The 24,634-nt window shown below is 74.3% G+C and carries 21 protein-coding genes and 1 pseudogene; 21 read left to right on the top strand and 1 reads right to left on the bottom strand.

Annotated features, from left to right (window positions below):
- The 10 genes and pseudogenes from ADK52_RS42935 to recQ form a co-directional block, all read left to right on the top strand.
- Positions 1 to 1,001, top strand: a pseudogene (locus ADK52_RS42935) (hypothetical protein); the annotation flags it as partial.
- 151 nt (positions 1,002 to 1,152) lie between these two features.
- Positions 1,153 to 1,995, top strand: a complete 843-nt coding sequence (locus ADK52_RS11790; RefSeq protein ID WP_053689705.1) for a nitrilase-related carbon-nitrogen hydrolase — start codon at positions 1,153 to 1,155, stop codon at positions 1,993 to 1,995.
- Positions 1,992 to 3,287 carry an aspartate aminotransferase family protein gene (locus ADK52_RS11785; protein WP_234343651.1) on the top strand — a complete coding sequence of 432 codons (1,296 nt, stop codon included), beginning with the start codon at positions 1,992 to 1,994 and terminating at the stop codon, positions 3,285 to 3,287. The genes ADK52_RS11790 and ADK52_RS11785 overlap by 4 nt, the downstream gene beginning before the upstream one ends.
- A gap of 16 nt (positions 3,288 to 3,303) precedes the next feature.
- Complete coding sequence (gene hydA / locus ADK52_RS11780; protein ID WP_053689704.1) at positions 3,304 to 4,704, top strand: dihydropyrimidinase; 1,401 nt, start codon at positions 3,304 to 3,306, stop codon at positions 4,702 to 4,704.
- A 9-nt stretch (positions 4,705 to 4,713) separates the two neighbouring features.
- On the top strand, positions 4,714 to 5,715 hold the full coding sequence (locus ADK52_RS11775) for a TIGR03842 family LLM class F420-dependent oxidoreductase (protein ID WP_053689703.1): 1,002 nt from the start codon (positions 4,714 to 4,716) through the stop codon (positions 5,713 to 5,715).
- A 35-nt stretch (positions 5,716 to 5,750) separates the two neighbouring features.
- Positions 5,751 to 7,283 (top strand): NCS1 family nucleobase:cation symporter-1, encoded by a 1,533-nt coding sequence (locus ADK52_RS11770; RefSeq protein WP_053689702.1) that lies wholly within the window; start codon positions 5,751 to 5,753, stop codon positions 7,281 to 7,283.
- Between the two features lie 42 nt (positions 7,284 to 7,325).
- Positions 7,326 to 8,150: an inositol monophosphatase family protein gene (locus ADK52_RS11765; protein ID WP_053689701.1), complete on the top strand. Its 825-nt coding sequence runs from the start codon at positions 7,326 to 7,328 to the stop codon at positions 8,148 to 8,150.
- 98 nt (positions 8,151 to 8,248) lie between these two features.
- Positions 8,249 to 9,667: a phytoene desaturase family protein gene (locus ADK52_RS11760; protein ID WP_053689700.1), complete on the top strand. Its 1,419-nt coding sequence runs from the start codon at positions 8,249 to 8,251 to the stop codon at positions 9,665 to 9,667.
- Entirely contained in the window at positions 9,667 to 10,179 is a 513-nt protein-coding gene (locus tag ADK52_RS11755) for an O-acetyl-ADP-ribose deacetylase (RefSeq protein WP_053689699.1), read from the top strand. Before ADK52_RS11760 ends, ADK52_RS11755 begins: the two co-directional genes overlap by 1 nt.
- A gap of 64 nt (positions 10,180 to 10,243) precedes the next feature.
- Positions 10,244 to 12,277, top strand: coding sequence for a DNA helicase RecQ (recQ, locus tag ADK52_RS11750; protein ID WP_053689698.1), 2,034 nt, complete (start codon positions 10,244 to 10,246; stop codon positions 12,275 to 12,277).
- Between the two features lie 34 nt (positions 12,278 to 12,311).
- Here the strand turns inward: recQ and ADK52_RS11745 are convergent, their stop codons facing one another.
- A complete protein-coding gene (locus ADK52_RS11745) occupies positions 12,312 to 13,223 on the bottom strand; it encodes a hypothetical protein (RefSeq protein ID WP_053689697.1) in 912 nt (303 codons plus the stop codon).
- Positions 13,224 to 13,356: 133 nt separating this feature from the next.
- On the opposite strand from ADK52_RS11745, the gene ADK52_RS11740 reads away from it, so the two are divergent.
- Genes ADK52_RS11740 through ADK52_RS11690 form a run of 11 tightly spaced genes read left to right on the top strand, consistent with a single transcriptional unit; the run spans position 13,357 to position 24,633 of the window.
- Positions 13,357 to 13,953 (top strand): DUF4255 domain-containing protein, encoded by a 597-nt coding sequence (locus ADK52_RS11740; protein ID WP_053689696.1) that lies wholly within the window; start codon positions 13,357 to 13,359, stop codon positions 13,951 to 13,953.
- Entirely contained in the window at positions 13,950 to 14,843 is an 894-nt protein-coding gene (locus tag ADK52_RS11735) for a hypothetical protein (protein ID WP_053689695.1), read from the top strand. Before ADK52_RS11740 ends, ADK52_RS11735 begins: the two co-directional genes overlap by 4 nt.
- Positions 14,844 to 14,866: 23 nt before the next feature.
- Positions 14,867 to 16,744 (top strand): phage tail sheath family protein, encoded by a 1,878-nt coding sequence (locus ADK52_RS11730; RefSeq protein WP_053689694.1) that lies wholly within the window; start codon positions 14,867 to 14,869, stop codon positions 16,742 to 16,744.
- Positions 16,745 to 16,770: 26 nt separating this feature from the next.
- Complete coding sequence (locus tag ADK52_RS11725) at positions 16,771 to 17,226, top strand: phage tail protein (RefSeq protein WP_053689693.1); 456 nt, start codon at positions 16,771 to 16,773, stop codon at positions 17,224 to 17,226.
- Positions 17,223 to 19,232 carry a phage tail sheath subtilisin-like domain-containing protein gene (locus ADK52_RS11720; RefSeq protein WP_053689692.1) on the top strand — a complete coding sequence of 670 codons (2,010 nt, stop codon included), beginning with the start codon at positions 17,223 to 17,225 and terminating at the stop codon, positions 19,230 to 19,232. The genes ADK52_RS11725 and ADK52_RS11720 overlap by 4 nt, the downstream gene beginning before the upstream one ends.
- Before the next feature lie 7 nt (positions 19,233 to 19,239).
- Positions 19,240 to 19,833, top strand: coding sequence for a phage tail protein (locus ADK52_RS11715; protein WP_182508508.1), 594 nt, complete (start codon positions 19,240 to 19,242; stop codon positions 19,831 to 19,833).
- Positions 19,830 to 21,164: a hypothetical protein gene (locus tag ADK52_RS11710; RefSeq protein WP_053689690.1), complete on the top strand. Its 1,335-nt coding sequence runs from the start codon at positions 19,830 to 19,832 to the stop codon at positions 21,162 to 21,164. The genes ADK52_RS11715 and ADK52_RS11710 overlap by 4 nt, the downstream gene beginning before the upstream one ends.
- Positions 21,161 to 21,343 carry a hypothetical protein gene (locus ADK52_RS11705; RefSeq protein WP_053689689.1) on the top strand — a complete coding sequence of 61 codons (183 nt, stop codon included), beginning with the start codon at positions 21,161 to 21,163 and terminating at the stop codon, positions 21,341 to 21,343. Before ADK52_RS11710 ends, ADK52_RS11705 begins: the two co-directional genes overlap by 4 nt.
- Positions 21,336 to 22,421 carry a phage late control D family protein gene (locus tag ADK52_RS11700; RefSeq protein ID WP_053689688.1) on the top strand — a complete coding sequence of 362 codons (1,086 nt, stop codon included), beginning with the start codon at positions 21,336 to 21,338 and terminating at the stop codon, positions 22,419 to 22,421. Before ADK52_RS11705 ends, ADK52_RS11700 begins: the two co-directional genes overlap by 8 nt.
- Positions 22,421 to 23,086, top strand: a complete 666-nt coding sequence (locus ADK52_RS11695) for a phage baseplate assembly protein V (RefSeq protein ID WP_053689687.1) — start codon at positions 22,421 to 22,423, stop codon at positions 23,084 to 23,086. The genes ADK52_RS11700 and ADK52_RS11695 overlap by 1 nt, the downstream gene beginning before the upstream one ends.
- A complete protein-coding gene (locus tag ADK52_RS11690; RefSeq protein ID WP_053689686.1) occupies positions 23,083 to 24,633 on the top strand; it encodes a hypothetical protein in 1,551 nt (516 codons plus the stop codon). Before ADK52_RS11695 ends, ADK52_RS11690 begins: the two co-directional genes overlap by 4 nt.
- Position 24,634: the final 1 nt, after the last annotated feature.

Genomic DNA, 24,634 nt, shown 5'->3' with positions numbered 1-24,634 from the left:
GGGTGGGGGAGGGCGGGCCGGTGCCGGGGGTGCCGCGGCAGCGGGAGGCGGCGCAGGAGCAGGCCGAGCCGCCCGTCGGACGGGCCGAGGGCCGGTGGCTGCGCGGTGCGCGGCGGGCCGGCGGGGCCCGGTACGCGGGCGCCGCGGCCCCGGCCCCCGCGCCCTTCACCCCACCGCCCGGCCATCCGGACCAGGCCGCCGCCGCACCCCGCGGCGCCCGCTTCGCCCACGCCCGGCCCGACGCCCGGCCCGACGCCACGCCCGACGCCGAGCCCGTCCCCGGGCCCGATCCCGAGTCCGGCGCCGCGGCCGAGCCCCCCGCTCCCCGACGGCCCCGCTCCGGAACGACGATCGGCCGCCCCCGCTTCACCCCGCCCGAGCCGGAGCGGTTGGCCCCGGCGCAGGAGCCGGAGGGCCGGTCCGCCGCTCCGGGGTGGGACGGGCCGGCCGCCGTGCCCATGGCGAACGGGGCGGGTCCCGGCGGGATCGCCGCGGTGATCGGGCAGTTGCTGGGGCTGCGGGCCCAGGGGCGGGGCGGGGAGGCCCACGCGCTGCTGTGCGAGGCCGCCGCTTGGCCCGCCGCGCGGCTGCCCGGGTTCGCCGACGAGCTGGTCCGGGCCGGGCTCGGGGCGGACTGGGCCACGCTGCTCTGGGAGGCGGCCTCGCTCCCGCCCGAGCGGCTCGCGGCGGCGGCCGCCGCCCTCGGCGAAGCCGGCCGGCACGCCGACTGCGAGGCCCTGCTGCGCCAGGGCGCGGCCCGCCCCGCCGCCGAGATCGCCGACGCCGCCCTGGCCCTGGCCGGGACCGGCCGGACCCGCGAGGCCGACGCCCTGCTCGGCGCCTTCGTCAAGGTCCGCACCGCCGAGGAGGCGGTCCGCCTCGCCCGCCGTGATCCGCAGTGGTTCACCCCCCGGCTGCTCAGGGCCGCCGAAGCCCTCTCCGGCGCCCACCACCGTGACCTCGTACACGCCCTGCGGGTTGCGAAACCGCCCGTCCATTGAGCGGATTCGACCATCCGTTGTCATTACTTGATCGACTCACCCAACCGCGCACGGCGGTCTTGCCCCGCGGTGTGACGCGGCCTACGTTCTACTCCCTACGCACACCGTCTACGTGCGTAGAACTCGGCGTTCCCGTCGCGAGGAGCAGCTCATGGCCCAAGTCGTCCGCGCCGCACTCGTCCAGGCCACCTGGACCGGAGACACCGAGTCGATGATCGCCAAGCACGAGGAGCACGCCCGGCGGGCAGCCGCCGACGGCGCGCAGATCATCGGCTTCCAGGAGGTGTTCAACGCCCCCTACTTCTGCCAGGTCCAGGAACCCGAGCACTACCGCTGGGCCGAACCCGTCCCCGACGGCCCCACCGTCCAGCGCATGCAGGCGCTCGCCCGCGAGACCGGCATGGTCATCGTCGTACCGGTCTTCGAGGCCGAGTCCGAGGGCTTCTACTACAACACCGCCGCCGTCATCGACGCCGACGGCAGCTACCTCGGCAAGTACCGCAAGCACCACATCCCCCAGGTCAAGGGCTTCTGGGAGAAGTACTACTTCCGCCCGGGCAACCTCGGCTGGCCCGTCTTCGACACCGCCGTCGGCCGGGTCGGCGTCTACATCTGCTACGACCGCCACTTCCCCGAGGGCTGGCGCGCGCTGGGCCTGGCCGGAGCCCAGCTCGTCTTCAACCCGTCCGCCACCTCCCGCAGCCTGTCGTCCTACCTGTGGCAGCTGGAGCAGCCCGCCGCGGCCGTCGCCAACGAGTACTTCATCGCAGCGATCAACCGCGTCGGCCAAGAGGAGTACGGCGACAACGACTTCTACGGCACCAGCTACTTCGTCGACCCCCGCGGCCAGCTCGTCGGCGAGGCCGCCAGCGGCAAGGAGGAGGAACTCCTCGTCCGCGACCTCGACTTCGACCTGATCAAGCAGGTCCGCGACCAGTGGGCCTTCTACCGCGACCGCCGCCCCGACGCCTACGGAGGGCTCGTTCAGCCGTGACCAACCCGATCCCCCTGCACAGCCGCCACCAGGCCGTACTGCCCGACTGGCTCGCGCTCTACTACGACCGTCCCATCGAGCTCACGCACGGCGAGGGCCGCCACGTCTGGGACGCCGACGGCAACCGCTACCTCGACTTCTTCGGCGGCATCCTCACCACGATGACCGCCCACGCCCTGCCCGAGGTCACCAAGGCCGTCTCCGAACAGGCCGGACGGCTCATCCACTCCTCCACCCTGTACCTCAACCGCCCGATGATCGAGCTGGCCGAGCGGATCGCCGCCCTGTCCGGCATCCCCGAGGCGCGGGTCTTCTTCACCACCTCCGGCACCGAGGCCAACGACACCGCCCTGCTGCTGGCGACCGCGTACCGCCGCTCCAACCAGATCCTGGCGATGCGCAACAGCTACCACGGCCGGTCCTTCTCGACCGTCTCCATCACCGGCAACCGCGGCTGGTCCCCGACCAGCCTCTCGCCGCTCCAGACGTACTACGTCCACGGCGCCGTCCGCACCCGCGGCCCCTTCGCGCACCTGGACGACGCCGCCTTCACCGCGGCCGCCGTCGCCGACCTGGAGGACGTGCTCGGCCAGGCCCGCGGCGGAGTCGCCGCCCTCATCGCCGAGCCGATCCAGGGCGTCGGCGGGTTCACCGCCCCGCCCGACGGGCTGTACGGGGCCTTCCGCGAGGTCCTCGACCGGCACGGCATCCTGTGGATCAGCGACGAGGTGCAGACCGGCTGGGGCCGTACCGGCGACAACTTCTGGGGCTGGCAGGCCCATGGGCGCAATGGCCCGCCGGACATCCTCACCTTCGCCAAGGGCATCGGCAACGGCATGTCCATCGGCGGGGTCGTGGCCCGCGCCGAGGTCATGAACTGCATCGACACCAATTCCATCTCCACCTTCGGCGGTTCCCCGGTGACGATGGCGGCCGGCGTCGCCAACCTCGCGTACCTGCTGGAGCACGACCTCCAGGGCAACGCCCGCCGCGTCGGCGGCCTGCTCCTGGAGCGGCTGCGCGCCATCTCCGCCACCGTGCCCGCCGTACGGGAGGTCCGCGGCCGGGGCCTGATGGCCGGCCTGGAGCTGACCAAGCCCGGCACCGACGAGGCCGACCCGGCCGCGGCCGCCGCCGTACTGGAAGCCGCCCGCGAAGGCGGCCTGCTGCTCGGCAAGGGCGGCGGGCACGACACCAGCGTGCTGCGCATCGCGCCGCCGCTCTCCCTCACCGTCGCCGAGGCGGAAGAGGGCGCCGAGATCCTCGAACGGGCCCTGCACAGCATCGTGTGACCGGAAGGCGCCGCACATGTCCATCCGCACCCTCATCCGCGGCGGCCTCGTCATCACGGCCGCCGACGAGCTCCACGCCGACGTCCTGGTCGAGGACGGCCGCGTCGCCGCCCTCGCGGCCCACGGCTCGGCGGCCGCCGACGCCTGGACGGCCGACCGCACGATCGACGCGAGCGGGAAGTACGTCATCCCCGGCGGCGTCGACGCCCACACCCACATGGAGCTGCCCTTCGGCGGGACCGCCGCCTCGGACACCTTCGAGACCGGAACCCGGGCCGCCGCCTGGGGCGGCACCACCACCATCGTCGACTTCGCCGTGCAGAGCATGGGCCAGGCCCTGCGCCAGGGGCTCGACACGTGGTACGACAAGGCCGACGGCAAGTGCTCCATCGACTACGCCTTCCACATGATCCTCTCGGACGTCAACGAGGGGACCCTGAAGGAGATGGACCACCTGATCGGGGAGGGCGTCACCTCCTTCAAGCTGTTCATGGCCTACCCCGGGGTCTTCTACAGCGACGACGGGCAGATCCTGCGCGCCATGCAGCGGGCCTCCGGGAACGGCGGGCTGATCATGATGCACGCCGAGAACGGCATCGCGATCGACGTCCTCGTCGAACAGGCCCTGGCCCGGGGCGAGACCGACCCCCGCCACCACGGCGAGGTACGCAAGGTCCTCCTCGAAGCGGAGGCCACCCACCGGGCCATCCAGCTCGCGCGCGTCGCCGGCTCGCCGCTCTATGTCGTCCACGTCTCGGCGGAGGAGGCGGTGGCCGAGCTCGCCGCCGCCCGGGACAAGGGCCTGCCCGTCTTCGGCGAGACCTGTCCGCAGTACCTGTTCCTGTCCACCGACAACCTCGAAGAGCCCGATTTCCAGGGCGCCAAGTACGTCTGCTCCACCCCGCTGCGGCCCAAGGAGCACCAGGCCGCCCTCTGGCGCGGGCTGCGGACCAACGACCTCCAGGTGGTCTCCACGGACCACTGCCCGTTCTGCTTCCGCGGCCAGAAGGAGCTCGGCCGCGGAGACTTCTCCAAGATCCCGAACGGGCTGCCGGGGGTGGAGAACCGGATGGACCTCCTCCACCAGGCCGTCGTGGACGGGCACATCAGCCGCCGCCGCTGGATCGAGATCGCCTGCGCGAGCCCGGCCCGGATGTTCGGCCTCTACCCGCAGAAGGGCACCATCGCGCCGGGCTCCGACGCCGACATCGTCCTCTACGATCCGCACGCCGAGCAGGTCATCTCCGCCGAGACACACCACATGAACGTGGACTACTCGGCGTACGAGGGCAAGCGGATCACCGGACGCGTCGACACCGTGCTCTCCCGCGGCGAACTCGTCATCGACCGGCGCGAGTACACGGGCCGGGCCGGCCACGGGGTGTTCATCCCCCGCTCCACCTGCCAGTACCTCTAAGGAGCCGTGATGGACTTCGGCCTCGTCCTCCAGACCGACCCGCCCGCCTCCCGGGTCGTCAGCCTCATGAAGCGCGCCGAGCGCAACGGCTTCCGCTACGGCTGGACCTTCGATTCGGCGGTCCTGTGGCAGGAACCCTTCGTCATCTACAGCCAGATCCTCGCGAACACGCAGAAGCTGCACATCGGGCCGATGGTCACCAACCCGGGCACCCGCACCTGGGAGGTCACCGCCTCCACCTTCGCCACCCTCAACGACATGTACGGCAACCGCACGGTGTGCGGGATCGGCCGGGGGGACTCGGCGATGCGGGTCGCCGGGCGCAAACCGAACACCCTGGCCCGGCTGGGGGAAGCCATCGACGTCATCCGGGACCTCGCCGAGGGCCGGGAGGCCGAGGTCGACGGCAATCCGCTGCGGCTCCCGTGGGTCCGGGGCGGGAAGCTCCCCGTCTGGATGGCCGCGTACGGGCCCAAGGCGCTGGCCCTGGCCGGCGAGAAGGCGGACGGGTTCATCCTCCAGCTCGCCGACCCCTACCTCACCGAGTGGATGGTCGGCTCCGTCCGGGAGGCCGCCGAACGGGCCGGGCGCGACCCGGACGCGCTCACCATCTGCGTCGCGGCGCCGGCGTACGTGGGCGAGGACCTGGCACACGCCCGCGACCAGTGCCGCTGGTTCGGCGGGATGGTCGGCAACCACGTCGCCGACCTCGTCGGCCGCTACGGGGAGCACTCCGGCATGGTGCCGGACGCCCTCACCGAGTACATCAAGGCCCGCGAGGGCTACGACTACAGCCACCACGGCCGCGCCGGGAACCCGTCCGCCGACTTCGTGCCCGACGAGATCGTCGACCGCTTCTGCCTGCTCGGCCCGCCCGAGGCCCACATCGAGAAGCTGCGGACCCTGCGCGACCTGGGCGTCGACCAGTTCGCCGTGTACGACATGCACGACGCGCAGGAGGCCACCATCGACGCCTACGGACAGCACGTCATCCCGGCGCTCGGATCCTGACCGAGACCCCCATCGACCCGAAGGGGCGTGCGCACATGACGGACCACCCGATCGGCGGCACCGGGGACCGCGTCGAGCTCGCCCCCGGCTCGGTCCCCTCCGACGGCCGCTTCACCAACCCCGACCTGCTCCCCGTACCGGTCGCGGACCGGCGCTGGACCACGTACAACTTCACGGCCCTGTGGGTCGGCATGGCGCACAACATCCCCTCCTGGCTGCTCGCCTCCGGGCTGGTGGCCCTGGGGATGGACTGGAAACAGGCCGTCTTCACCATCGCCCTGGCCAACGTCATCGTGCTGGGGCCGATGCTGCTCACCGGGCACGCCGGACCCAAGTACGGGATCCCGTTCCCGGTGCTGGCCAGGGCCTCGTTCGGGGTGCGCGGGGCCAATCTGGCCGCGCTGATCCGGGCGGCCGTGGCCTGCGCCTGGTTCGGGATCCAGACCTGGATCGGCGGGTCCGGGATCTTCGTGCTGCTCGGCGAGATCTTCGGCGGCTGGGCGGGAGCCGCGGAGATCGGCGGCGAGCCGTGGCCGCTGTGGCTGTGCTTCGCCCTCTTCTGGGTCCTCGAACTCGCCATCATCTACCGGGGGATGGAGACCCTGCGGCGGTTCGAGAACTGGGCCGCGCCCTTCGTCATCGTCGGCGCGCTGGCCCTGCTGGTGTGGATCGGGACGAAGGCGGGCGGCTTCGGCGAACTGCTCGACCAGCCCTCCCGGCTCGGCTGGGGCGCGGAGTTCTGGACGGTCTTCTTCCCCGCCCTCATGGGGATGATCGCGTTCTGGGCCACCCTCTCGCTCAACATCCCCGACTTCACGCGCTTCGGCGCCGGACAGCGCTCCCAGATCCTCGGACAGACCCTCGGGCTGCCGACGACGATGACCCTCTTCGCGCTGCTGTCGGTGTTCGTCACCTCCGGCTCGGAGGCGGTGTACGGAACCCCGATCTGGGACCCGGTGGAGCTCGTCGCCAAGGCCGACAGCGTCTTCGGACTGCTCTACGCCCTGGTCACCGTACTGATCGCGACGATCTCGGTGAACATCGCGGCCAACGTCGTCTCCCCGGCGTACGACCTGTCCAACCTGGCCCCCCGCCTGATCGACTTCCGCAGGGGCGCCCTGATCACGGGGGTCGTCGGCGTCCTGATCATGCCGTGGAAGCTGACCTCCACCCCCGAGCTGTACATCTTCACCTGGCTCGGCCTGGTCGGCGGACTGCTCGGCACGGTCGCCGGCATCCTCATCGCGGACTACTGGATCGTGCGGCGCACCCGGCTGTCGCTGGCCGACCTCTACCGGGCGGGCGGGCCGTACTGGTACACGGGCGGCTGGAACGTACGGGCGCTGGCGGCCTTCGTGGTCGGCGGGGTGCTGGCCATCGGCGGCTCGCACTCGGCCCCCGGCAAGGGCCCCTTCCCCGAGGACGGCCTGATCCCCCTCCTGAAGCCGCTGGCGGACTACGGCTGGGCGGTCGGCCTGACCGCGTCGCTGCTGCTCTACACGGCGCTCATGCACGGGGCGCGCCCCGGTTCACCGGAGGGCCATCCGGAGTACGACGGACCGACATGACGACCGGTGGGGTTTGTCAGCCCGGCATGGTGTGATGGGGGCATGATCGAAGAGTTCCTGGCCCAAGACCTGTCCGCAGTGGAAGAAGCGATCCGCAAGGCGGCGGCGGTCGAGATCATGCCGAGATTCCGGCAGCTCGCCGACCACGAGGTCGACCAGAAGAGCGGCCCGCACGATCTGGTGACCGTCGCCGACCGCAAGGCCGAAGAGCACCTCACGGCCTCCCTGACGCACCTGCTGCCCGGCTCCGCCGTCGTCGGCGAGGAGGCGGTCCACGCCGACCCGACCGTGTACGGGGCGCTGCGCGCCGACGCGCCGGTCTGGATCGTCGACCCGGTGGACGGCACCCGGCAGTTCGTCGCCGGCGATCCGGCGTTCTGCACCCTGGTGGCCCTGGCGCACCGCGGCGAGATCCTCGCCTCCTGGACCTTCGCCCCGGCGCTGGAGGAGCTGGCGACCGCCGTGCGCGGGCAGGGCGCGTACGTCAACGGCGAGCGGATCCACAGCGGTTCGCCGGAGCCGGGCGCCGACCTGCGGGTCGCCATGGCCCACCCGCTGTACACCTCCGAAGCGGACAAGGCGACCCTGTCCCGGCTCGACGTGCCCGGGGTCGCGGCCCGGCCCTGCGGCTCCGCGGGCCTGGAGTACCTGAAGGTGGCCCGCGGGGAGATGGACGGCCTCGCCTTCACCTGGCCCTCGGCGTGGGACCACGCGGCCGGACTGCTGCTGGTCGCCGAGGCGGGCGGCGCGCAGAGCACCGTCGCCGGGGTCCCGTTCCGGGTGGACCGGGACAACGAGCTGCCGTTCGCCGTGGGCCGCGACGAGGCCACCGCCGTCCGGATCCGCGAGCTGCTGCGCGGCGCCTGAGCCGTTCCGTCCGCGCCCGGCCGGGCGCGGACGGGAGCCCGTGTGGACGGGGCGAATATCCTGGGAGCGCAGCCGCCGCCGGACGAAGGAGTCTCAAGGTGCCGTCGATTCTCGATGCCGTCGTGGTGGGGGCGGGGCCCAACGGGCTGACGGCCGCCGTCGAGCTGGCCCGGCGCGGCTTCTCGGTGGCCGTGTTCGAAGCCGCGGAGACGGTCGGCGGCGGGGCCCGCACCGAGGAGCTCACCCTCCCGGGCTTCCGGCACGACCCCTGCTCGGCCGTGCACCCGCTCGGCATCGGCTCGCCGGTGTTCTCCACCATGCCGCTGAAGCGGTACGGGCTGGAATGGCTGCACGCCCCGCTGCCCATGGCGCACCCCTTCGACGACGGCACGGCCGCCGTGCTCTCCCGCTCCGTCTCCGAGACGGCGGCCTCCCTCGGAGCGCGCGACGCGGGCACGTACCGGCGGCTGGTGCAGCCCTTCCTCGGTAAATGGGACACCCTGGTACGGGACTTCATGTCCCTGCCCTCGACCGCCCTGCCCCGGGACCCGCTGACCCTGGCCCGCTTCGGGCTCGCGGGACTGCCACCCTCCACCTGGCTGCTGAGCCGTTTCCACGAGGAGCGGGCGCGGGCGCTGTTCGCCGGGCTCGTCGGGCACGTCATCGCCCCGCTGGGCGGGATCGCGACGAGCGCCGTCGGCCTGGTCTTCGCCCTCGCCGCGCACGCCGGAGGCTGGCCCATGGCGCGCGGCGGCTCCCAGTCGATCTCGGACGCCCTCGCCGGGTACCTGCGCGACCTCGGCGGCGCGGTCCACACCGGCTTCGAGGTCAAGCGCCTCGACGACCTGCCGCCGGCCCGCGCGTACGTCTTCGACACCTCACCGACCGCGCTGGCCCGGATCGCCCGGCTGGGGCGCGCCTACGACGGCTACAAGTACGGCGCCGCCGCGTTCAAGATCGACTACGCCCTCTCCGGCCCCGTGCCCTGGACCGCCGAGGCGCCGCGCCGGGCCGGCACCGTCCAGATCGGCCCCCGCGCCCGCGACATCGACGCCGCCCTCCAGCTGGCCACCGGCGGGCGGGCCCCCCGCAACCCCTTCCTGATCACCGCCCAGCCCAGCCTGGTCGACCCCGGCCGGGCGCCCGAGGGCAAGCACGTGTTCTGGGCGTACGGGCACGTCCCCGCCGGCTGGGGCGGCGACCTCACCGACGCCGTCGAGCGGCAGATCGAGCGCTTCGCCCCCGGCTTCCGCGACCTGGTGCTGGCCCGCGCCACCGCCGGCCCGCCGGAACTGGCGGCCCGCAACCCCAACTACGTCGGCGGCGACATCGCCTGCGGCGCGGCCTCCGGGCTCCAGCTGCTGCTGCGCCCCAAGCTGTCCCTGTTCCCGTACACGACGGCCCACCCGGCCGTGTTCCTCTGCTCCTCCGCCACCCCGCCCGGCCCCGGAGTGCACGGCATGTCCGGGCACAACGCGGCCAAGGCGGTCTGGCGCCACCTGCGAAGGGCCCACTGATGGTGCGCATCACCCTCGTCCAGGGCGACATCACGGCCGAGCACGCGGATGCGGTCGTCAACGCGGCGAACTCCTCGCTGCTGGGCGGCGGGGGAGTGGACGGCGCCATCCACCGGCGCGGCGGCCCCGAGATCCTGGACGCCTGCCGGGCACTGCGCGCCTCCCGGTACGGGAAGGGTCTGCCGACGGGCCGGGCCGTGGCCACGACGGCGGGCCGGCTCCCGGCCGACTGGGTGATCCACACCGTGGGCCCGGTCTGGTCCCGGGACGAGGACCGCTCGGCGCTGCTGGCCTCCTGCTACCGCGAGTCCCTGCGGGTCGCGGCCGAGCTGGGGGCCCGTACGGTCGCCTTCCCGGCGATCTCCACCGGAATCTTCGGCTGGCCGATGGACGACGGCGCCCGCATCGCCGTGGAAACGGCCCGGGCGGCTGCCGCGGCGCCCGTGGAGGAGGTCCGCTTCGTCCTCTTCGACGAGAAGGCGTACGCGGCCTTCGAGGCGGCGCTGGCGTAGCCCCGGGCCGGGGGATGCGGCGGATGCGTCCGGATGTGTCGGTGGGGGTCGCTAGGCTTCTGGGATGAGCCTTGTCGACGCCCCCACCGAGACCCCCGATGCCCTTGAGGTGCTGCACCGCGTCTTCGGATACGACTCCTTCCGCGGCGAGCAGCAGCAGATCATCGAGCACGTGGCCGGCGGCGGCGACGCGCTGGTCCTGATGCCCACGGGCGGCGGCAAATCGCTCTGCTATCAGATCCCGGCGCTGGTCAGAGCCGGTACGGGCGTGGTGATCTCGCCGCTGATCGCCCTCATGCAGGACCAGGTGGACGCCCTGACCGCGCTCGGGGTGCGGGCCGGGTTCCTGAACTCGACCCAGGACCCGTACGAGCGGCAGGCCGTCGAGCAGGCCTTCCTCGCCGGTGAGCTGGACCTGCTGTACCTGGCGCCGGAGCGGCTGCGCACCGAGGGCACCCAGCGGCTGCTCGACCGGGGCACGGTGTCGCTCTTCGCGATCGACGAGGCGCACTGCGTCGCCCAGTGGGGCCACGACTTCCGGCCCGACTACCTGGCGCTGTCGATGCTGCACGAGCGCTGGCCCAAGGTGCCGCGGATCGCGCTGACGGCGACGGCCACCGAGGCCACGCACGCCGAGATCGCGGCCCGGCTGGGCCTGGCGGAGGGCGAGGCCCGGCACTTCGTGGCCAGCTTCGACCGGCCCAACATCCAGTACCGGATCGCGCCGAAGAACACCCCGACCCGCCAGCTGCTGGAGCTGATCCGCACCGAGCACGACGGGGACGCCGGAGTCGTCTACTGCCTGTCGCGGGCCTCCGTGGAGAAGACGGCCGCCTTCCTGGTGGAGCACGGCATCGACGCGGTCGCGTACCACGCGGGCATGGACTCCCGCACGCGCGCGGCGAACCAGGCGCGCTTCCTGCGGGAGGACGGGGTCGTGGTGGTGGCCACGATCGCGTTCGGCATGGGCATCGACAAGCCGGACGTGCGGTTCGTGGCGCACCTGGACCTGCCGAAGTCGGTCGAGGGCTACTACCAGGAGACCGGCCGCGCCGGGCGTGACGGGGAGCCGGCCACGGCCTGGCTCGCGTACGGGCTCCAGGACGTGGTGCAGCAGCGCAAGATGATCGAGGGCTCCGAGGGAGACGAGGCGCACCGCCGCTCCTTGGCCGCGCACCTCGACGCGATGCTCGCGCTGTGCGAGACGGTCGAGTGCCGCCGGGTGCGGCTGCTGGCGTACTTCGGGCAGGCGGCCGCCGGGCCGTGCGGCAACTGCGACACCTGCCTGACCCCGGCCGAGTCCTGGGACGGCACGGTCGCCGCGCAGAAGCTGATGTCCACCGTGTGGCGGCTGGCGAAGGAGCGGCGGCAGAAGTTCGGGGCCGGCCAGATCATCGACATCCTCCAGGGCAAGAAGACGGCCAAGGTCATCCAGTTCGACCACGACGCGCTGTCCGTCTTCGGGATCGGCACGGACCTGAGCACCGCGGAATGGCGCGGGGTCGTGCGGCAGCTGCTGGCCTCGGGGCTGCTGGCGGTCGAGGGGGACTACGGGACGCTGGTGCTCACCGACGCCAGCGGCGAGGTGCTGGGCGGGCGCCGCAGCGTGCCGATGCGCAAGGAGGCCGCGCCGGCCCCCGCGGCCCGCAAGTCCTCCGGCTCCGGCTCGGGCTCCGGGAAGGCCGGGCGGGTCCCGGTCGACCTGCCGGCGGCGGCCGTGCCGGTGTTCGAGGCGCTGCGCGCCTGGCGGGCCGCGACGGCGAAGGAGCAGGGCGTGCCGGCGTACGTGGTCTTCCACGACGCGACGCTGCGGGAGGTCGCGACCCGGCTGCCCGGCACGGTGGAGGAGCTCGGCACGATCAGCGGCGTCGGCGAGGCCAAGCTGGCCAAGTACGCCGAGGGGATCCTGGCGGCGCTGGCCGAGACGGGCGCCACCGCGGCCCCGTCGACCGCGGCCCCGTCGATCCCGGCCCCGTCGACCGAGGCCCCGTCGACCCCGCCCCGGGCCGCGGCGCCGGAGCCCCCGGCCCCGCACGCCGAGGAGGAACCGCCCTTCGACTTCGAGGACACGGACCCGCCCTGGGACGACTGGGAGTAGGCCGGGCCGCGGGCCGGGAGGAGGTACGGGAGGGTCAGGCCGCGTCGGCGGCGCGGTCCTCGTCCGGATCCTCCTCCTCGGCCCCGTCGGGGTGCGCGGTGCACGGCGGGCACAGGCGGGTGTACTCCGCCATCACCTCCTCGACCGTCTCCTTCTGCTTGCGCTCGCACGCCGCCTTCCGCGTCTCCTCCTTGCACAGCAGTTCGGCGCGGGCGCCCTCCAGTACGGCGATCGCCTGCCAGCCCTTGAGCACGCACAGCAGGGCCTTGCACAGGCAGTCGACGAACTCCGAGACGCCCGTGAACCCCCGCCAGGCCTCCGCGATCCGGCGGAGCAGCACCAGCAGCCGCGCGTAGAGGCGTACGACGTCCTTGCCCAGGACCGCGTCGCAGACGTCCGCCAGCAGCTGGGCCGCGTCCGTCTTGATCTTCGCCGCGCGCTCGGGCAGCGCCGTCAGCTCCCCGTCCAGGTCGGTGAAGCAGGCCGCGGCCTTCAGGGTGTCCGCCGTGTACCGGGCGATGCGCGCCGAGAGCGTGGCGACCGTGTCCTCCCCGCCCACCGTGTCGTCGAAGTCGCACCCGCAGTCGTCCACGCAGCAGCCCCAGCCGCCCGCGCACCGGCGGATCTCGTCGAAGACCTTGTCGACGGCCTGGTGCAGACAGTGGCGCTGCTCGTGGGTGACCCGGCAGCGGATCTGCTCGCGGACCTTGGCGAGCGTCGCCGCCGCCTCGTCCAGATCGGTCCCCGCGGCCAGCCGGGCCTTCGTGTACTCGGTCCGGGCGCTGTTGAACTTCGCCTGGAATTCGCGTAGTTGGGGCAGATGCTGCTGGGTGACCTCGGCACGGCGCTGGATGCCCGCGGCGACGCAGGCGAGTTCGTCGATCGCGCCCGGATCGCAGCCGCCCGTACGGGTGCCGGCCGGGGGGTGGTGCGCGGTGCTGCTCATGGTGGGCTCTCCTGGGTGAGGGGGCAGGCGCACCCGAGTGTGGGCCGGGCGGTGTCACCGGTTCGTCGCCCGGCCATCGCCGCCGCCGACCCGCGCAACGCGCCGGTGACGGGAGGGGCCGCAGCATCGGCCCATGGCTGGATACCGGGCACTCGCCGCCGTGGGGCGCAGCGTCGTCGCGCTGCTCAACCGGCGCTTCGCCGAGGAGATCCCGGCGGGGCGCCGCCCGGAGGCCGTCCTCGCCGGCCCCGTCGACTTCGACAAGGTGGACACCCCGGGCTCCGTCATCCGCAATCCGGCGGTCTCCGTCTACTGCTACCGCCTGAGCATCGACCGCGAGACCCGGCCCGCGCTGGCGGCGATGGCCGCCCAGGACGGGCTGCCGCGGCTGCCGCTGCGGATGCACCTGATGATCGCCGCCTGGGACCAGTTCGTGGAGGCGGAGCTCGAATGGCTGGGGCTGGTCGCCCGGATCCTGGAGGGCGAGGGCCTGCTCACCGGGCCGCTGCTGCACCCGAGCGGGGACTGGCTCGCCGGGGACTCGGTGCAGATCGTCCCCGACGAGCTGGCGATGGACTCGATGAGCGAGGCCTTCCAGGCGATGACCACCGACTACCGGCTCTGCCTGCCGTACGTCGCCCGGGTCATCCGGATCGACGGTCCGGCCGGGCCCGCCGCGGGCGAGGTCACCGTGGTCGCCGCCGGGTCGTCGGCGGGGCCGCTCCGATGACGCCGGGGACCGGCGGTTCCGGCGGTCCGGACCGGCCGATCGCCGTGGAGGCCGGACCGGTCGACGTACTACACCGGCTCGCGCTGGCCGTCCGGCCCCTCGACGCCCGCAGCCGCGCCGCCGCCGGGCCGGGGCTGCGCGTGGGCTACGAGAGCGGTCCCGTACCGGGCCGCCGGGACGACCCGGTCCGCCCGCTCGAAGGGCACGGCGCCACCGGGTTCGTCCTCCGCCACGCCACCGCGGGCGGCCTCCCCGCCGCCGTCACCGTACGGGTCGACGACCCCGCCCGGCGCTGGATACCCCGCCGCTTCCGCATACCGCTGTGGACCCGCGCCGAACTCTCCGGCGCCGATGAGCGGCCGCCCACCGCCCCCCATGTGCCCGCCGCCTCCCGCCTGTTGATCCCCTGGCTGCTGCCCGGCCCCGCCTACCCCGTACCGCCGGGCACGACCGGCCTGCGGCTGCGCGTCGTACGCCCGGACGCCGCCGCCACCCCCGTGCGCTGGCCGCGGGTGGACGCCTTCGGGCCGGGCGGCGTCCCGCTCGGCTGGGCCCACGGGGACGAGTACGGCCAGGTGCTGCTGCTGATCGACGGGGTCGGGGTGCTGCCGTACCCGGCGCCCTCCCGGTTCGCCGTGGCCCTGCGCACCCACGCTCCCGACCCCGGGGCGGGCGCCCCCGGCGATCCGCCGGCCGACCTCTTCGCCGACCTCGTCGCCGAGCCGATCCTCCGCAGCGCCAACCCGCCCCGCCCCCAGGACCTCGACAACGCGGTGCTGCGCGGCACCGCCCGCCCGGCCGGGTACCGGACTTCCGCCGCCGACACCGTCCGCGCCCTCACCGTCGGTCAGGTGGTCCACGCCGCCGACCTGCCGCACGCCCCCGCCTGACCCGTGACCGAGGAGACCCGTACATGCCCGAGTACCTGACCCCCGGCGTCTACGTCGAGGAGACCAGCTTCCGTTCACGGTCCATCGAGGGTGTGCCGACCAGCACGTTCGCCATGGCGGGGCGCACCGAGTACGGACCGGTGCCCTACCGGCTGCCGGGCGGTCCCACCGTGCTGCCCGGACCGGCGCTGGTCACGAGCTTCACCGAGTACGAACGGGCCTTCGGCGGACTGAAGATCGGCGAGGAGGACTGCCAGCTCGCCCTCGCCGCCCGGGCCTTCTTCGCCAACGGCGGGCGCCGGCTGTACGTCTCCCGGGTCTTCCCGTTCGTCCCCGCGAGCGCCGCCGAGGACGCGCCCCCCGCCGTCGACGCCAACTTCGCCTCCCTGGCCGTCCCGGCGACGGGCACCCCGCTGCTGTACTGGCGGGCCCGCTGGCCGGGCTCCGCGGGCGCCCGGATCGCCGTCACCGTGACCTTCCGGCGCGGCAAGAACATCCTCGTCGCCGGCGGCGACGGAGTGCCCCGGCTCACCGGCGTGCAGGCGGGCGCCGCCGTGGAGTTCGTCCAGCTGGGCGGCGGCGGGAGCGTGCCCTCCCTCTCCGACGACACCCCGCCGGTGCCCGCCAACGTCAGGACCGTCGTCCGCCGCGCCGACGGGGTCCTCGGCTATCTGAAGGGCCAGGGGGATTTCGAGCCCGTCGCGGCCGGAACCGCCGTCTTCCACCTGACACTGGCCGTCACCGTACGCCTGGGCGATCGCGTCGACGTGTACAACGAGCTGGAGCTCGACGACCGGCACCCGCGCTCGGTGGGCAACGTCCTCCAGGCCGCCGATCCGGCCGACGAGTTCTCCCTCGTCTGGCTGGACACCGCAAGGCCCGCGGCCGGAACGCCCCCGCCCACCCCCGGCGCCCGGCTCGCCGCCCTGCTCACCCTCGGGCAGCCCGGCGCCCACCTGACCCGCGGCGGCGACGGGCTGGAACTGTCGGCGCAGGACCTGGGCGGCAAGGAGGCCAACCCCGACAGTCTCGCCGACCCCGCCCGCGGGCTCGGCGCGCTGGCCGAGATCGACGACATCGCCATCGTCGCCCTCCCGGACACCGTGACCCTGGCCGCCGCCGAGCAGAAGACCGCCGTCGACCTCCTCATCGGGCACTGCGAGCGGCTGCGCTACCGGATGGCGATCGTCGACCCGCCCCGCGACAGCTCGATCTCCGAAGTGCGCCGGTTCCGCGCTCAGTTCGACACCACGTACGCCGCGCTCTACTACCCCTGGGTCCGGATCACCGACCCGGGCCGGCGCCCCGACCCGGGCGCACCGCCGCCGGTGATCGACGTGCCGCCCTCCGGGTACGTGGCCGGCGTGTACGCCCGCAGCGACGCCGAGCGCGGGGTGCACAAGGCGCCGGCCAACGAAGTCCTCCTCGGCATCAACGACTTCACCGCCAACGTCACCTACGACCGGCAGTCCGTCCTCAACCCGGAGGGCGTCAACGCCCTGCGCTTCTTCGAGGGCCGGGCCCGGCGGGTGTGGGGCGCCCGGACGATGAGCTCGGACCCGGAGTGGAAGTACGTCAACGTGCGCCGGCTCTTCATCTACCTGGAGCACTCCATCGAGAAGTCCACCCAGTGGGCCGTGTTCGAGCCGAACAACGAGCGGCTGTGGGCCTCCGTACGGCAGACCGTCGAGGACTTCCTGATCACCGTCTGGCGGACCGGAGCCCTGCTCGGCACCAAGCCCGAAGAGGCCTTCTTCGTCCGCTGCGACCGCACCACCATGACCCAGAACGACCTCGACAACGGGCGGCTGATCTGCCTGATCGGCGTGGCACCCACCTACCCCGCCGAGTTCGTCGTGTTCCGCATCGGACAGTTCACGGCCGACGCGCAGCGCAACTGACGCCCCGCAGAACGGGAGGTACCCCCATGGCCACGCGCAACAACCCCTACGGAGCCTTCAACTTCCTCGTCAAACTCGGCGACACCGGCGGCGAGGACCAGATCGCCGGCGGGTTCTCCGACTTCAGCGGAGCCGGCAACGAGGTGAAGTTCTCCGAATACCGCAACGGCAACGACCCGGAGAACCACGTCCGCAAGATCGCCAACACCAATACGACCAACGACGTCACCCTCAAACGCGGCATCATCGGCGACCTGCGGCTCTTCAACTGGATCAAGGCCACCCGCGAGGGCGAGTACGACGCCCGCACCGTCACCGTCACCCTGCACGACGAGGGACGCCGGCCGGTCTGCGCCTGGGTGCTGCGCGCCGCCCAGCCCAAGAAGTGGGTCGGCCCCACCCTCACGGGCAAGGGCGGCGGCGAGGTCGCGATGGAGGAGCTCCACCTCGTCGCCGAACGCATCGACTTCCAGTCGCTGTGAGCCCGCCCGGACCGCGCCTCGGGGCGCCCGGGGTCTACCGGGACACCCGCCGGCCGGCGCCCTCCTTCCGGCCGGTGCGCCTGGACATCGCGGGCTTCGTCGGCGTGGCACCCCGCGGGCCCGTCGACGAGCCGGTCGCCGTCGACCGCTGGAGCGACTACCAGCGGTACTTCGGCGGCTTCGAGGGGCCCGGGCTGCTGCCGTACGCGGTACGGGCCTTCTTCGCCCAGGGCGGGGTACGGGCCCACGTGCTGCGGGTGGCCCCGCTGCCGCGCGCCCCGCACCCCGCCGCCGAGCAGGCCCGCGCCCTGCACCACACCACGCTGGCCCGCGCGGACGCGCCCGGCGCCGACCCCGGCAGCGGGGCACCCTGCGCGATCGGGCTGCGCGCCCGGGACGAGGGGAGCTGGGGCGGACGGCTCTCGGTGCGCTGGGAGTTCACCGGCGCCGGGCAGTTCGAGGCCGCCGCGAACGGCCGGGAGCTGGCCCTGCCCGAGGGGCGCACCCCGCCGGCCGGTTCCGTACTGCGGGTACGGGGGCCGGGGCTGCCGGCCGCCGGGAGCTTCTTCCGCGTCCTCGAACTGGCCGAACGGCAGGAGGCGTCGGGGCCGCGCCGCCGGGTCGCGGTCCTGGACCGGCCGCCCGGCGCCGGCGGCTCGACCGGCCGCGGCTCCCGCCCGCTGACCGTCGAGGCCGAGCCCGTCACCGCCACCGTCACCGTGGCCGACGGCGACCCGGCGTACCCCCGCCGGGAGCGGTTCGCGGAGCTGGGCCTGGGCCCCGAGCACCCCCGGTACGCCGCCTCCGTACTGGCCGCCGAATCCCTGCTGGTGGCCCCCGACGGGCCGTGGCCCGGGGCGCTGCTCCCGCCGGACGCGTACCTCGGCTCCGCCCTCTCCCGCCCCGTCCGCCCCGGCGCCGACCGCTACGGGGCCATCGGCGCCGACAGCTTCCAGGGGCCGGTCCCCGTCGAACTGCTGCCCGTCGGCGGCGCCGAGAGCGCGGAGGAGCCCGGGTCCGGGCCGGCCGCCGGGATGGACCGGATGGCGCTGGTCCCCGAGGTCGCGCTGCTCTGCGTACCCGATCTGCTGTGGCAGTACGGCGAGTCCGTACCCGCCACCGAGACCCCGCCGAGGGAGGTCGGCGGCCGCTTCGCGCCCTGCCCGCCGCCGCCCGCGCCCGTGACCCTGCACCCGGCCCGGCCGCGCGCCCTGCTCCTGGACGGCGCCGCCCAACTGCCCGAGATCCTGCGGCGCCAGCAGCGGCTCGTCGCCCTCGCGGAGCGCCAGCGGCGGTTCGTCGCCCTCCTCGACGTGCCGCCGGGGCTCCCGGTCCGGGCCGTCGCCCGCTGGCGGGCCGCCTTCGACAGCACGTACGCCGCCGCGTACCACCCCTGGCTCGGGGTGGTCGCGCCCGAGGACCCGGACCGCGTGGCCGTTTACGTCCCGCCCTGCGGGTTCGCCGCCGGGATCATCGCCGAGCGCGAGCGGAGCCTCGGACTGCCCTGGGGCCCGGCCAACGCCCTGGCCGCCGGAGCCGTGACCGCCGCGCAGCGGCTCGGCGACGCCGACTGCGACGAGCTGCACCTGCTCGGCGTCGACGTGTTCCGCGCCGAGCGCGACGGCTACCGGCTCGCCTCGGCCCGCACCCTCTCCCGGGATCCCGGCCACCGCCAGCTCAGCGTGCGCCGGCTGATGACCATGCTCCGGCTCGTGCTGGACCGGCAGGCGCAGGGGCTGGCCTTCGAACCGCACACCCCGCAGCTGCGGGGCGCGCTGCGCGCGGCCGTCGTCCAGCTGCTGCGCGGGCTGTACCGCAGCGGCGCGTTCGCGGGCGACACCGAGGACGAGGCCTTCTTCGTACGGTGCGACGAGCGCCTCAACCCCGGCTGGTCCGGGGGGCTCGGACGGGTGGTCGCCGAGATCGGCGTGGCCCCCGCCCAGCCCCTGGAGTACCTCGTCCTGCGGATCGCGCAGGACGCCGACGGCGCCGTGGCGGTGACATGAGGTGAGCGTGCCCGAGCTCGTACAGGCCTTCAGGTTCCGGGTGCGGCTCACCCGCAGCGCCGCGCCCGGCCGGACCGCCGCGCCCCCGCCCGACATCCCCCGCCCGCCGTCCGAGGCCGCTACCTCCGGCCCCGCCGCGGCCGGCCCGGGTCCGGCCGGTCCCGGCGCCCCGGACGGCGCCCCCGACCGGCTCGGCGACGGGGGGTTCCAGGAGTGCGCCGGGCTGGCCCTGGAGGCCGACGTGCGCGAGTACCTGCAAGGCGGCGCCAACGACGAAGTGGTGCGCCGGGCGGGGCGGGTCAGGCTCCAGCCGCTCGTCCTCAAACGCGGCATGCTCATCGCCGCCGACGGCGGGAGCGCCGACACGGGCCTGTGGGACTGGCTGCACGGGATGGTCGCCGGCGGCGCCCCCGTACCCCGCTACGACGGGGACGTGGAGGTGCTCGATCCGGCCGGCCAACGGGTGGTCGCGCACTGGACGTTCGTCCGCGGACTGCCGCTGAAGATCACCGGACCGACGCTCAACGCCAGGACGGGGGAGATCGCCGTGGAGGAACTGCACATCGCCCACGAGGGCCTGCGCCTGGAGCGGACCCCGTGACGGCCCTGGTCCACGCCACCCTGCAGCGGCTCACGGTGACCGCCCAGCCGGGGAAGGACCGGCCGCCGCTGGTCAAGGAGGCCGAGGGCAGCAGGCCGCTGGCCGTGCAGTTCAACCCGGCCACGCTGCGGATCAGCCGCAACAACAACGTGGACCGGGGCGGGGCGACCACGAAGAGCCAGAAGGTCCAGCACCCCGCCCAGGAGGGCTCGACCCTCACCTTCGACCTGGAGTTCGACACCGCCGAACAGCGCGGCGGCGGACAGTACGTGGACGTACGGCGCTGGACCGCCCTGGTGCGGCAGTTCGTCGAACCGCCCGCGAAGGCCTCCGACCCGCCGCCCGCCGTCCGCTTCGTCTGGGGCACCCTGCGCTACAACGGCATCGTCACGCAGGTCACCGAGGAACTCGACCACTTCGCCCCCGACGGGACCCCGCTGCGGGCCAAGGTCGGGGTGACCGTCGTCGAGCAGAACTTCGCGTACCAGGCGCACGACGAGGGCCCCGGCACCCGCGACGCCCGCACCGCCACCGAGGCCGGCGACCAGCGCACCGGAGCCTCGCCCGGTTCCGCCGGCACCAGCCGGCCCCAACAGGTCGTGCAGGCCCGGGACGGGGAGTCCGCCCAGCAGCTGCTGTCCCGGCTCGGGCTGGACCCGGCGGCCTGGCGCGGCGCGATGAGCGGGCTCGACAGCCCGCTGACCCTGGCTGCGGGAGCCGCCGTCCACCTGGGCGCGGAGGTCTCGGCGGGGTTCGCGGCCGCGGCCGGGATCAGCCTCTCGGCGGGCTTCGCCGGGGACGCCGCCCCGACCTCCGTCGGGGGCCTGGCCGCCGCCCTGGGCACCGGCGGCGGCCCGGGGGCGGATCCCGCACTCGCCGGATTCGTCCTCGGCGCGGCGGGCGGCATCGCCGCGTCGGCGGACATCGTGGCCGGCGCCGCCGCGGACGCGGCCACCGCACGCGCCCGGCAGAGCTTCGAGGTGCCGGCCGCGCCGGCCCGCCCGCCTCTACGGGAACCGGCCCCGCCCGCAGGGCCGGCCGGGTACGCCCCGCCGCCGGCGCTCGACCGGCGCTCCCTCGGCTACGGCCTGGGCATACCGCTGCGGGCCCGCGCCGACCCCGCCACCCTCGCCGAGGTCCGGGCCGGAGGCGCCCGCAGCCTCGCCGACCGGGCCCGGCGCGAGGAGATCCCGCCGCCCGACCCGGCGGCCGCCCCCTGGGAGCGGCTGCCGGCCGCCGCGCCCGGCCGGGCCGCCGCCGACTGCGAGCAACGCGGCCGTGACGCGGGCCCGACCACCCTGAGGTGGACACCGCGAGGAGGCCCGCCATGAGCGTGTACATCGGAGAGCTGCACACCGACGTCGTGCCGGCCGCGGGCGGCGCCGCACCGCCCGGCGCCGGAGCGGACCGGGCCGGCGGGACATGGGAGGCCGCCGAACACCACCGCGAGGCCTGCGAACGGGCCGCCTGGCTCGCCGCCCGCGTCGCGGCGGAGGGCTTCGATGACTGAGGCGGCCATCGCGACCGTATCGCCCGTCTTCGAAGTCGGGGGCTCCCTGGTGAAGGACCTCGCACGGGACTGCGTACGCCTGGAGGTCGCCGAAGGCGTCGAAGGGCTGCGCACGCTGCGCGGGCACTTCCTCGCCGTCGGCGCCGGAGCCAAGGGCCCCCAGGACCGGCTGCGGCACCTCGACGGTTCCACGGTCGGCCTCGGCAGCGCCCTCAAGGTGGCCCTCGGCCCGCCCTCCCGCCAGCGGTACGTCTTCGAAGGAGTCGTCTCCGGCCTCGAACTCCTCCTCGGCGACGGCGAACCCCCGCTCGTCCTCGTCCACGCCGAGGACGCGCTGATGCGGCTGCGCATGACCCGCCGGATGCGCACGTACCACGACACCAGCGACGCGGGAGTCGCCGAGGAGCTGGCGCGTGAGCACGGGCTCGCCGCCGACGCGGACGTCCCCGGGCCCCGCTACGACGTCCTCCAGCAGCTCAACCAGAGCGACCTGGCCTTCCTGCGGGAACGGGCCCGGCTGGTCCAGGCCGAACTGTGGGCGACCGGCCGCACCCTGCACTTCCGCCCCCGCGGCAGCCGCGGCACGACCCCGCAGACCCTCGTCTACGGCGGCGAGCTCATGGCGGTGCGGCTCTGCGCCGACCTCGCCCACCAGCGCGGCGAGGTCGTCGTCACCGGGTACGACGCCGACCGGCGCGAGATCGTCGACGAACGGGCCGGCCCCGAGACCGTCGAGGCCGAGACGGCCGGAGGCCGCACCGGGGCCGCGGTCCTGGCCCGGGCCCTGGGACCCGGCACCAGCCTGCGCGTGCGGGAGGCCGCCCTGACCGCCGAGGAGGCCGGGACCTGGGCGCGGGCCGAAATGCTGCGCCGCGGACGCCGGTTCGTGACCGTCGCGGGCACCACCAACGGCAGCCCCGATCTCGTCGTCGGCGGCCGCCTCGTGCTGCGCTCGGTCGGCGCCCCCTTCGAGGGGGAGGGGTACACCGTCACCCGGATCCGGCACACCTTCGACGCGGACCACGGCTTCCGCACCCGCTTCGACGCCGAACGCCCCAGCCTGAACGAGGTGGTGTGATGTCCCTGCCCGCGCCCGTGGACGGCTCCGCACCCGGATACTTCGGCGTCTACCCGGCGTTCGTCACCGACATCGTGGACGAGAAGCGGCTCGGCCGGGTCGAGGTCCGCTTCCCCTGGCTCGGCACGGACGGGGACCGCGACGTACGCGCCTGGGCCACGCTCTGCTCCCCGTACGCCGACGACGAGCAGGGCCTGCTGGTGCTGCCCGAGGTGGGCAGCCAGGTCGTCGTCGCCTTCGAGGCGGGCAACCCGCGCCGCCCGTACGTCCTCGGCGCGGCCTGGAACGGCCGCACCGCCCTGCCGCACGAGCCGCAGGACGCGAACGACCTGCGTGTCCTGCGGTCGAGGGCGGACAGCAGGCTGGAGTTCGACGACACCCGGGGCGCGGCCAAGGTGCGGATCACGATGGCCTCCGGCCACGAGGTGACCCTGGACGACGCCGCCCAGCAGGTGACGATCCGGCACAGCGGCGGCTGCGTGGTGCGGCTGACCCCGACCGCGGTGGAGGTGCAGGCGAACGTGTCCGTCGACGTCAAGGCGCCCATGGTGGCGGTGAACGCCCCGTTGTCCACCTTCAGCGGCCTGGTGAAGTGCGGGACGCTGGTCACCGAGCAAGTGGTGATCTCCCCGGCCTACACCCCCGGCGCCGGGAACATCTGGTGACCGCGGCCGCGGGCCCCGGGCACGGCTTCAAGGTGCTGGCTCCCTGGTACGCGTGCGAGCGCGGCCACTTCGACCGCTTCGATCCCGCGGCGCACGCCCCGGCGCTGCAGAAGTACGCCTCCGCCGAGTTCGTACGGGCCCTCGTGGCCGATCCGCGCGACTCGCTGCAGTTCGACCCCGAGGACGACGTCTGGTCGTTCCCGGTGCCCGTCGGCCTCGCCGACCGCGGCCCGGGCCGGGCCCGGTTCGCCACCCACCGGCTGGTCCGCACCCGGCTGCGCAAGCTCTACCAGCCCAGCCACGAGCGGTTCTACGCGGTCGTCGTCGAGCTCTTCTGCGACCGGCCCGGGCTGCCGCGCCCGCAGTCCGCCGAAGGCCTCGACGTCGGGTTCGTGATGCGCCGGCGCCACGTGGAGACGGACGCGCCGCCCAAGGTGCTGCGTACGCTCTCGCGCAGGCTGACGGCGGAGCTGCTCGCGGAGGGCGGGCGGGCGGGGCCGGACACGGGCCCCTACCTGTCGCAGGCCCAGGACGTGCTGTGGGCCGACCTCGCCCACCGCACGGCCTTCGAGGAGACGCACCGCGAACTGCTCGACCAGGTCGACCTGAAGAAGGAGACCCGGGCCTGGATGGCCGGGCCCGCGGGCGGCCAGTGGCGCGGGCTCGGCGAGCCTCCCGCGCCCGGCCGCCCCGAGGACCGGGAACAGGAGCTGCCGATGTGGCGGCTGCCCGCCCGCTCGGGTGACTGCGCGCACGGAACGCCCCCGCCGGAGCGGTCGCTGTGGTTCGGGGTGGTGCCGACCGCCTCCGCCGACCACGACGACCAGGGCGCCCCCAAGCTGGACGAGCGCTCCGTCTACGAACTGCGCTGCTTCGTACGCCGCACCCCGCTCCCGGGCCACGAGCACTGCCCGGAGCGGACCTCCTGGAGCAAGCCCACCGAACCCTTCCGGCTCGCACCGTTCTACGACCCCGAGGGCACCAAGAACCGGAAGATCTCCATCACCATGCCCGACTTCCGGGCGCTGGCCGCCCGGGCCGCCGCACCGCCCGGGCCCGGAGGGGTCGCGATCACCAGCCCGCCCGACTCGCAGCTGTCCTTCGATCCGGGCGGCGGCACGCCCGGCGGCGGCTCGGTGGGCGGCACCGTACCGCGGACCTGCACCTTCGCCCTCGAAATCTTCATGATCGTGGCGTTCTTCCTGTTCAGCATGTTCCTGCCCATCGTGGTCTTCCTCTTCCAGCTGTGGTGGCTGCTCGCCCTGCGTTTTTGCCTGCCGCCCTCGCTGGAGGCGGCCGCCGCGCTGAAGGCCTTCTTCGACGGCACCAAGACCCTCGCCGACATGGGGCGGGCGGAGACCGACGCGTTCGACGAACTCCTCGGGGCCAAGGGCGCGGGCGCCCGCCTCCGGGACGCGAGCGGCTCCTTCGCCCAGGAGGACCTCGACGACCTGGTGGACCTGGTCACCCCGCCCGCCACCGCCCCGGTGCCGGTACCGCCCCGGCCGGAGCCGCCGGTGAACGACCCGCTGTGCGAGGGGGGATGAG

Source organism: Streptomyces sp. WM6372 (genome assembly GCF_001279655.1).
Lineage (GTDB): Bacteria > Actinomycetota > Actinomycetes > Streptomycetales > Streptomycetaceae > Streptomyces.
Note: the sequence above shows the minus strand (reverse complement) of the source record. Positions and strands in the feature narration are given on the sequence as shown.

Excerpts from the sequence above, each read along its gene's own strand:
- ADK52_RS11790 (WP_053689705.1), top strand. The coding sequence starts at position 1,153 with ATGGCCCAAGTCGTCCGCGCCGCACTCGTCCAGGCCACCTGGACCGGA.
- hydA (WP_053689704.1), top strand. The coding sequence starts at position 3,304 with ATGTCCATCCGCACCCTCATCCGCGGCGGCCTCGTCATCACGGCCGCC.
- ADK52_RS11775 (WP_053689703.1), top strand. The coding sequence starts at position 4,714 with ATGGACTTCGGCCTCGTCCTCCAGACCGACCCGCCCGCCTCCCGGGTC.
- ADK52_RS11770 (WP_053689702.1), top strand. The coding sequence starts at position 5,751 with ATGACGGACCACCCGATCGGCGGCACCGGGGACCGCGTCGAGCTCGCC.
- ADK52_RS11765 (WP_053689701.1), top strand. The coding sequence starts at position 7,326 with ATGATCGAAGAGTTCCTGGCCCAAGACCTGTCCGCAGTGGAAGAAGCG.
- ADK52_RS11755 (WP_053689699.1), top strand. The coding sequence starts at position 9,667 with ATGGTGCGCATCACCCTCGTCCAGGGCGACATCACGGCCGAGCACGCG.
- recQ (WP_053689698.1), top strand. The coding sequence starts at position 10,244 with ATGAGCCTTGTCGACGCCCCCACCGAGACCCCCGATGCCCTTGAGGTG.
- ADK52_RS11745 (WP_053689697.1), bottom strand. The coding sequence starts at position 13,223 with ATGAGCAGCACCGCGCACCACCCCCCGGCCGGCACCCGTACGGGCGGC.
- ADK52_RS11740 (WP_053689696.1), top strand. The coding sequence starts at position 13,357 with ATGGCTGGATACCGGGCACTCGCCGCCGTGGGGCGCAGCGTCGTCGCG.
- ADK52_RS11735 (WP_053689695.1), top strand. The coding sequence starts at position 13,950 with ATGACGCCGGGGACCGGCGGTTCCGGCGGTCCGGACCGGCCGATCGCC.
- ADK52_RS11730 (WP_053689694.1), top strand. The coding sequence starts at position 14,867 with ATGCCCGAGTACCTGACCCCCGGCGTCTACGTCGAGGAGACCAGCTTC.
- ADK52_RS11725 (WP_053689693.1), top strand. The coding sequence starts at position 16,771 with ATGGCCACGCGCAACAACCCCTACGGAGCCTTCAACTTCCTCGTCAAA.
- ADK52_RS11705 (WP_053689689.1), top strand. The coding sequence starts at position 21,161 with ATGAGCGTGTACATCGGAGAGCTGCACACCGACGTCGTGCCGGCCGCG.
- ADK52_RS11700 (WP_053689688.1), top strand. The coding sequence starts at position 21,336 with ATGACTGAGGCGGCCATCGCGACCGTATCGCCCGTCTTCGAAGTCGGG.
- ADK52_RS11695 (WP_053689687.1), top strand. The coding sequence starts at position 22,421 with ATGTCCCTGCCCGCGCCCGTGGACGGCTCCGCACCCGGATACTTCGGC.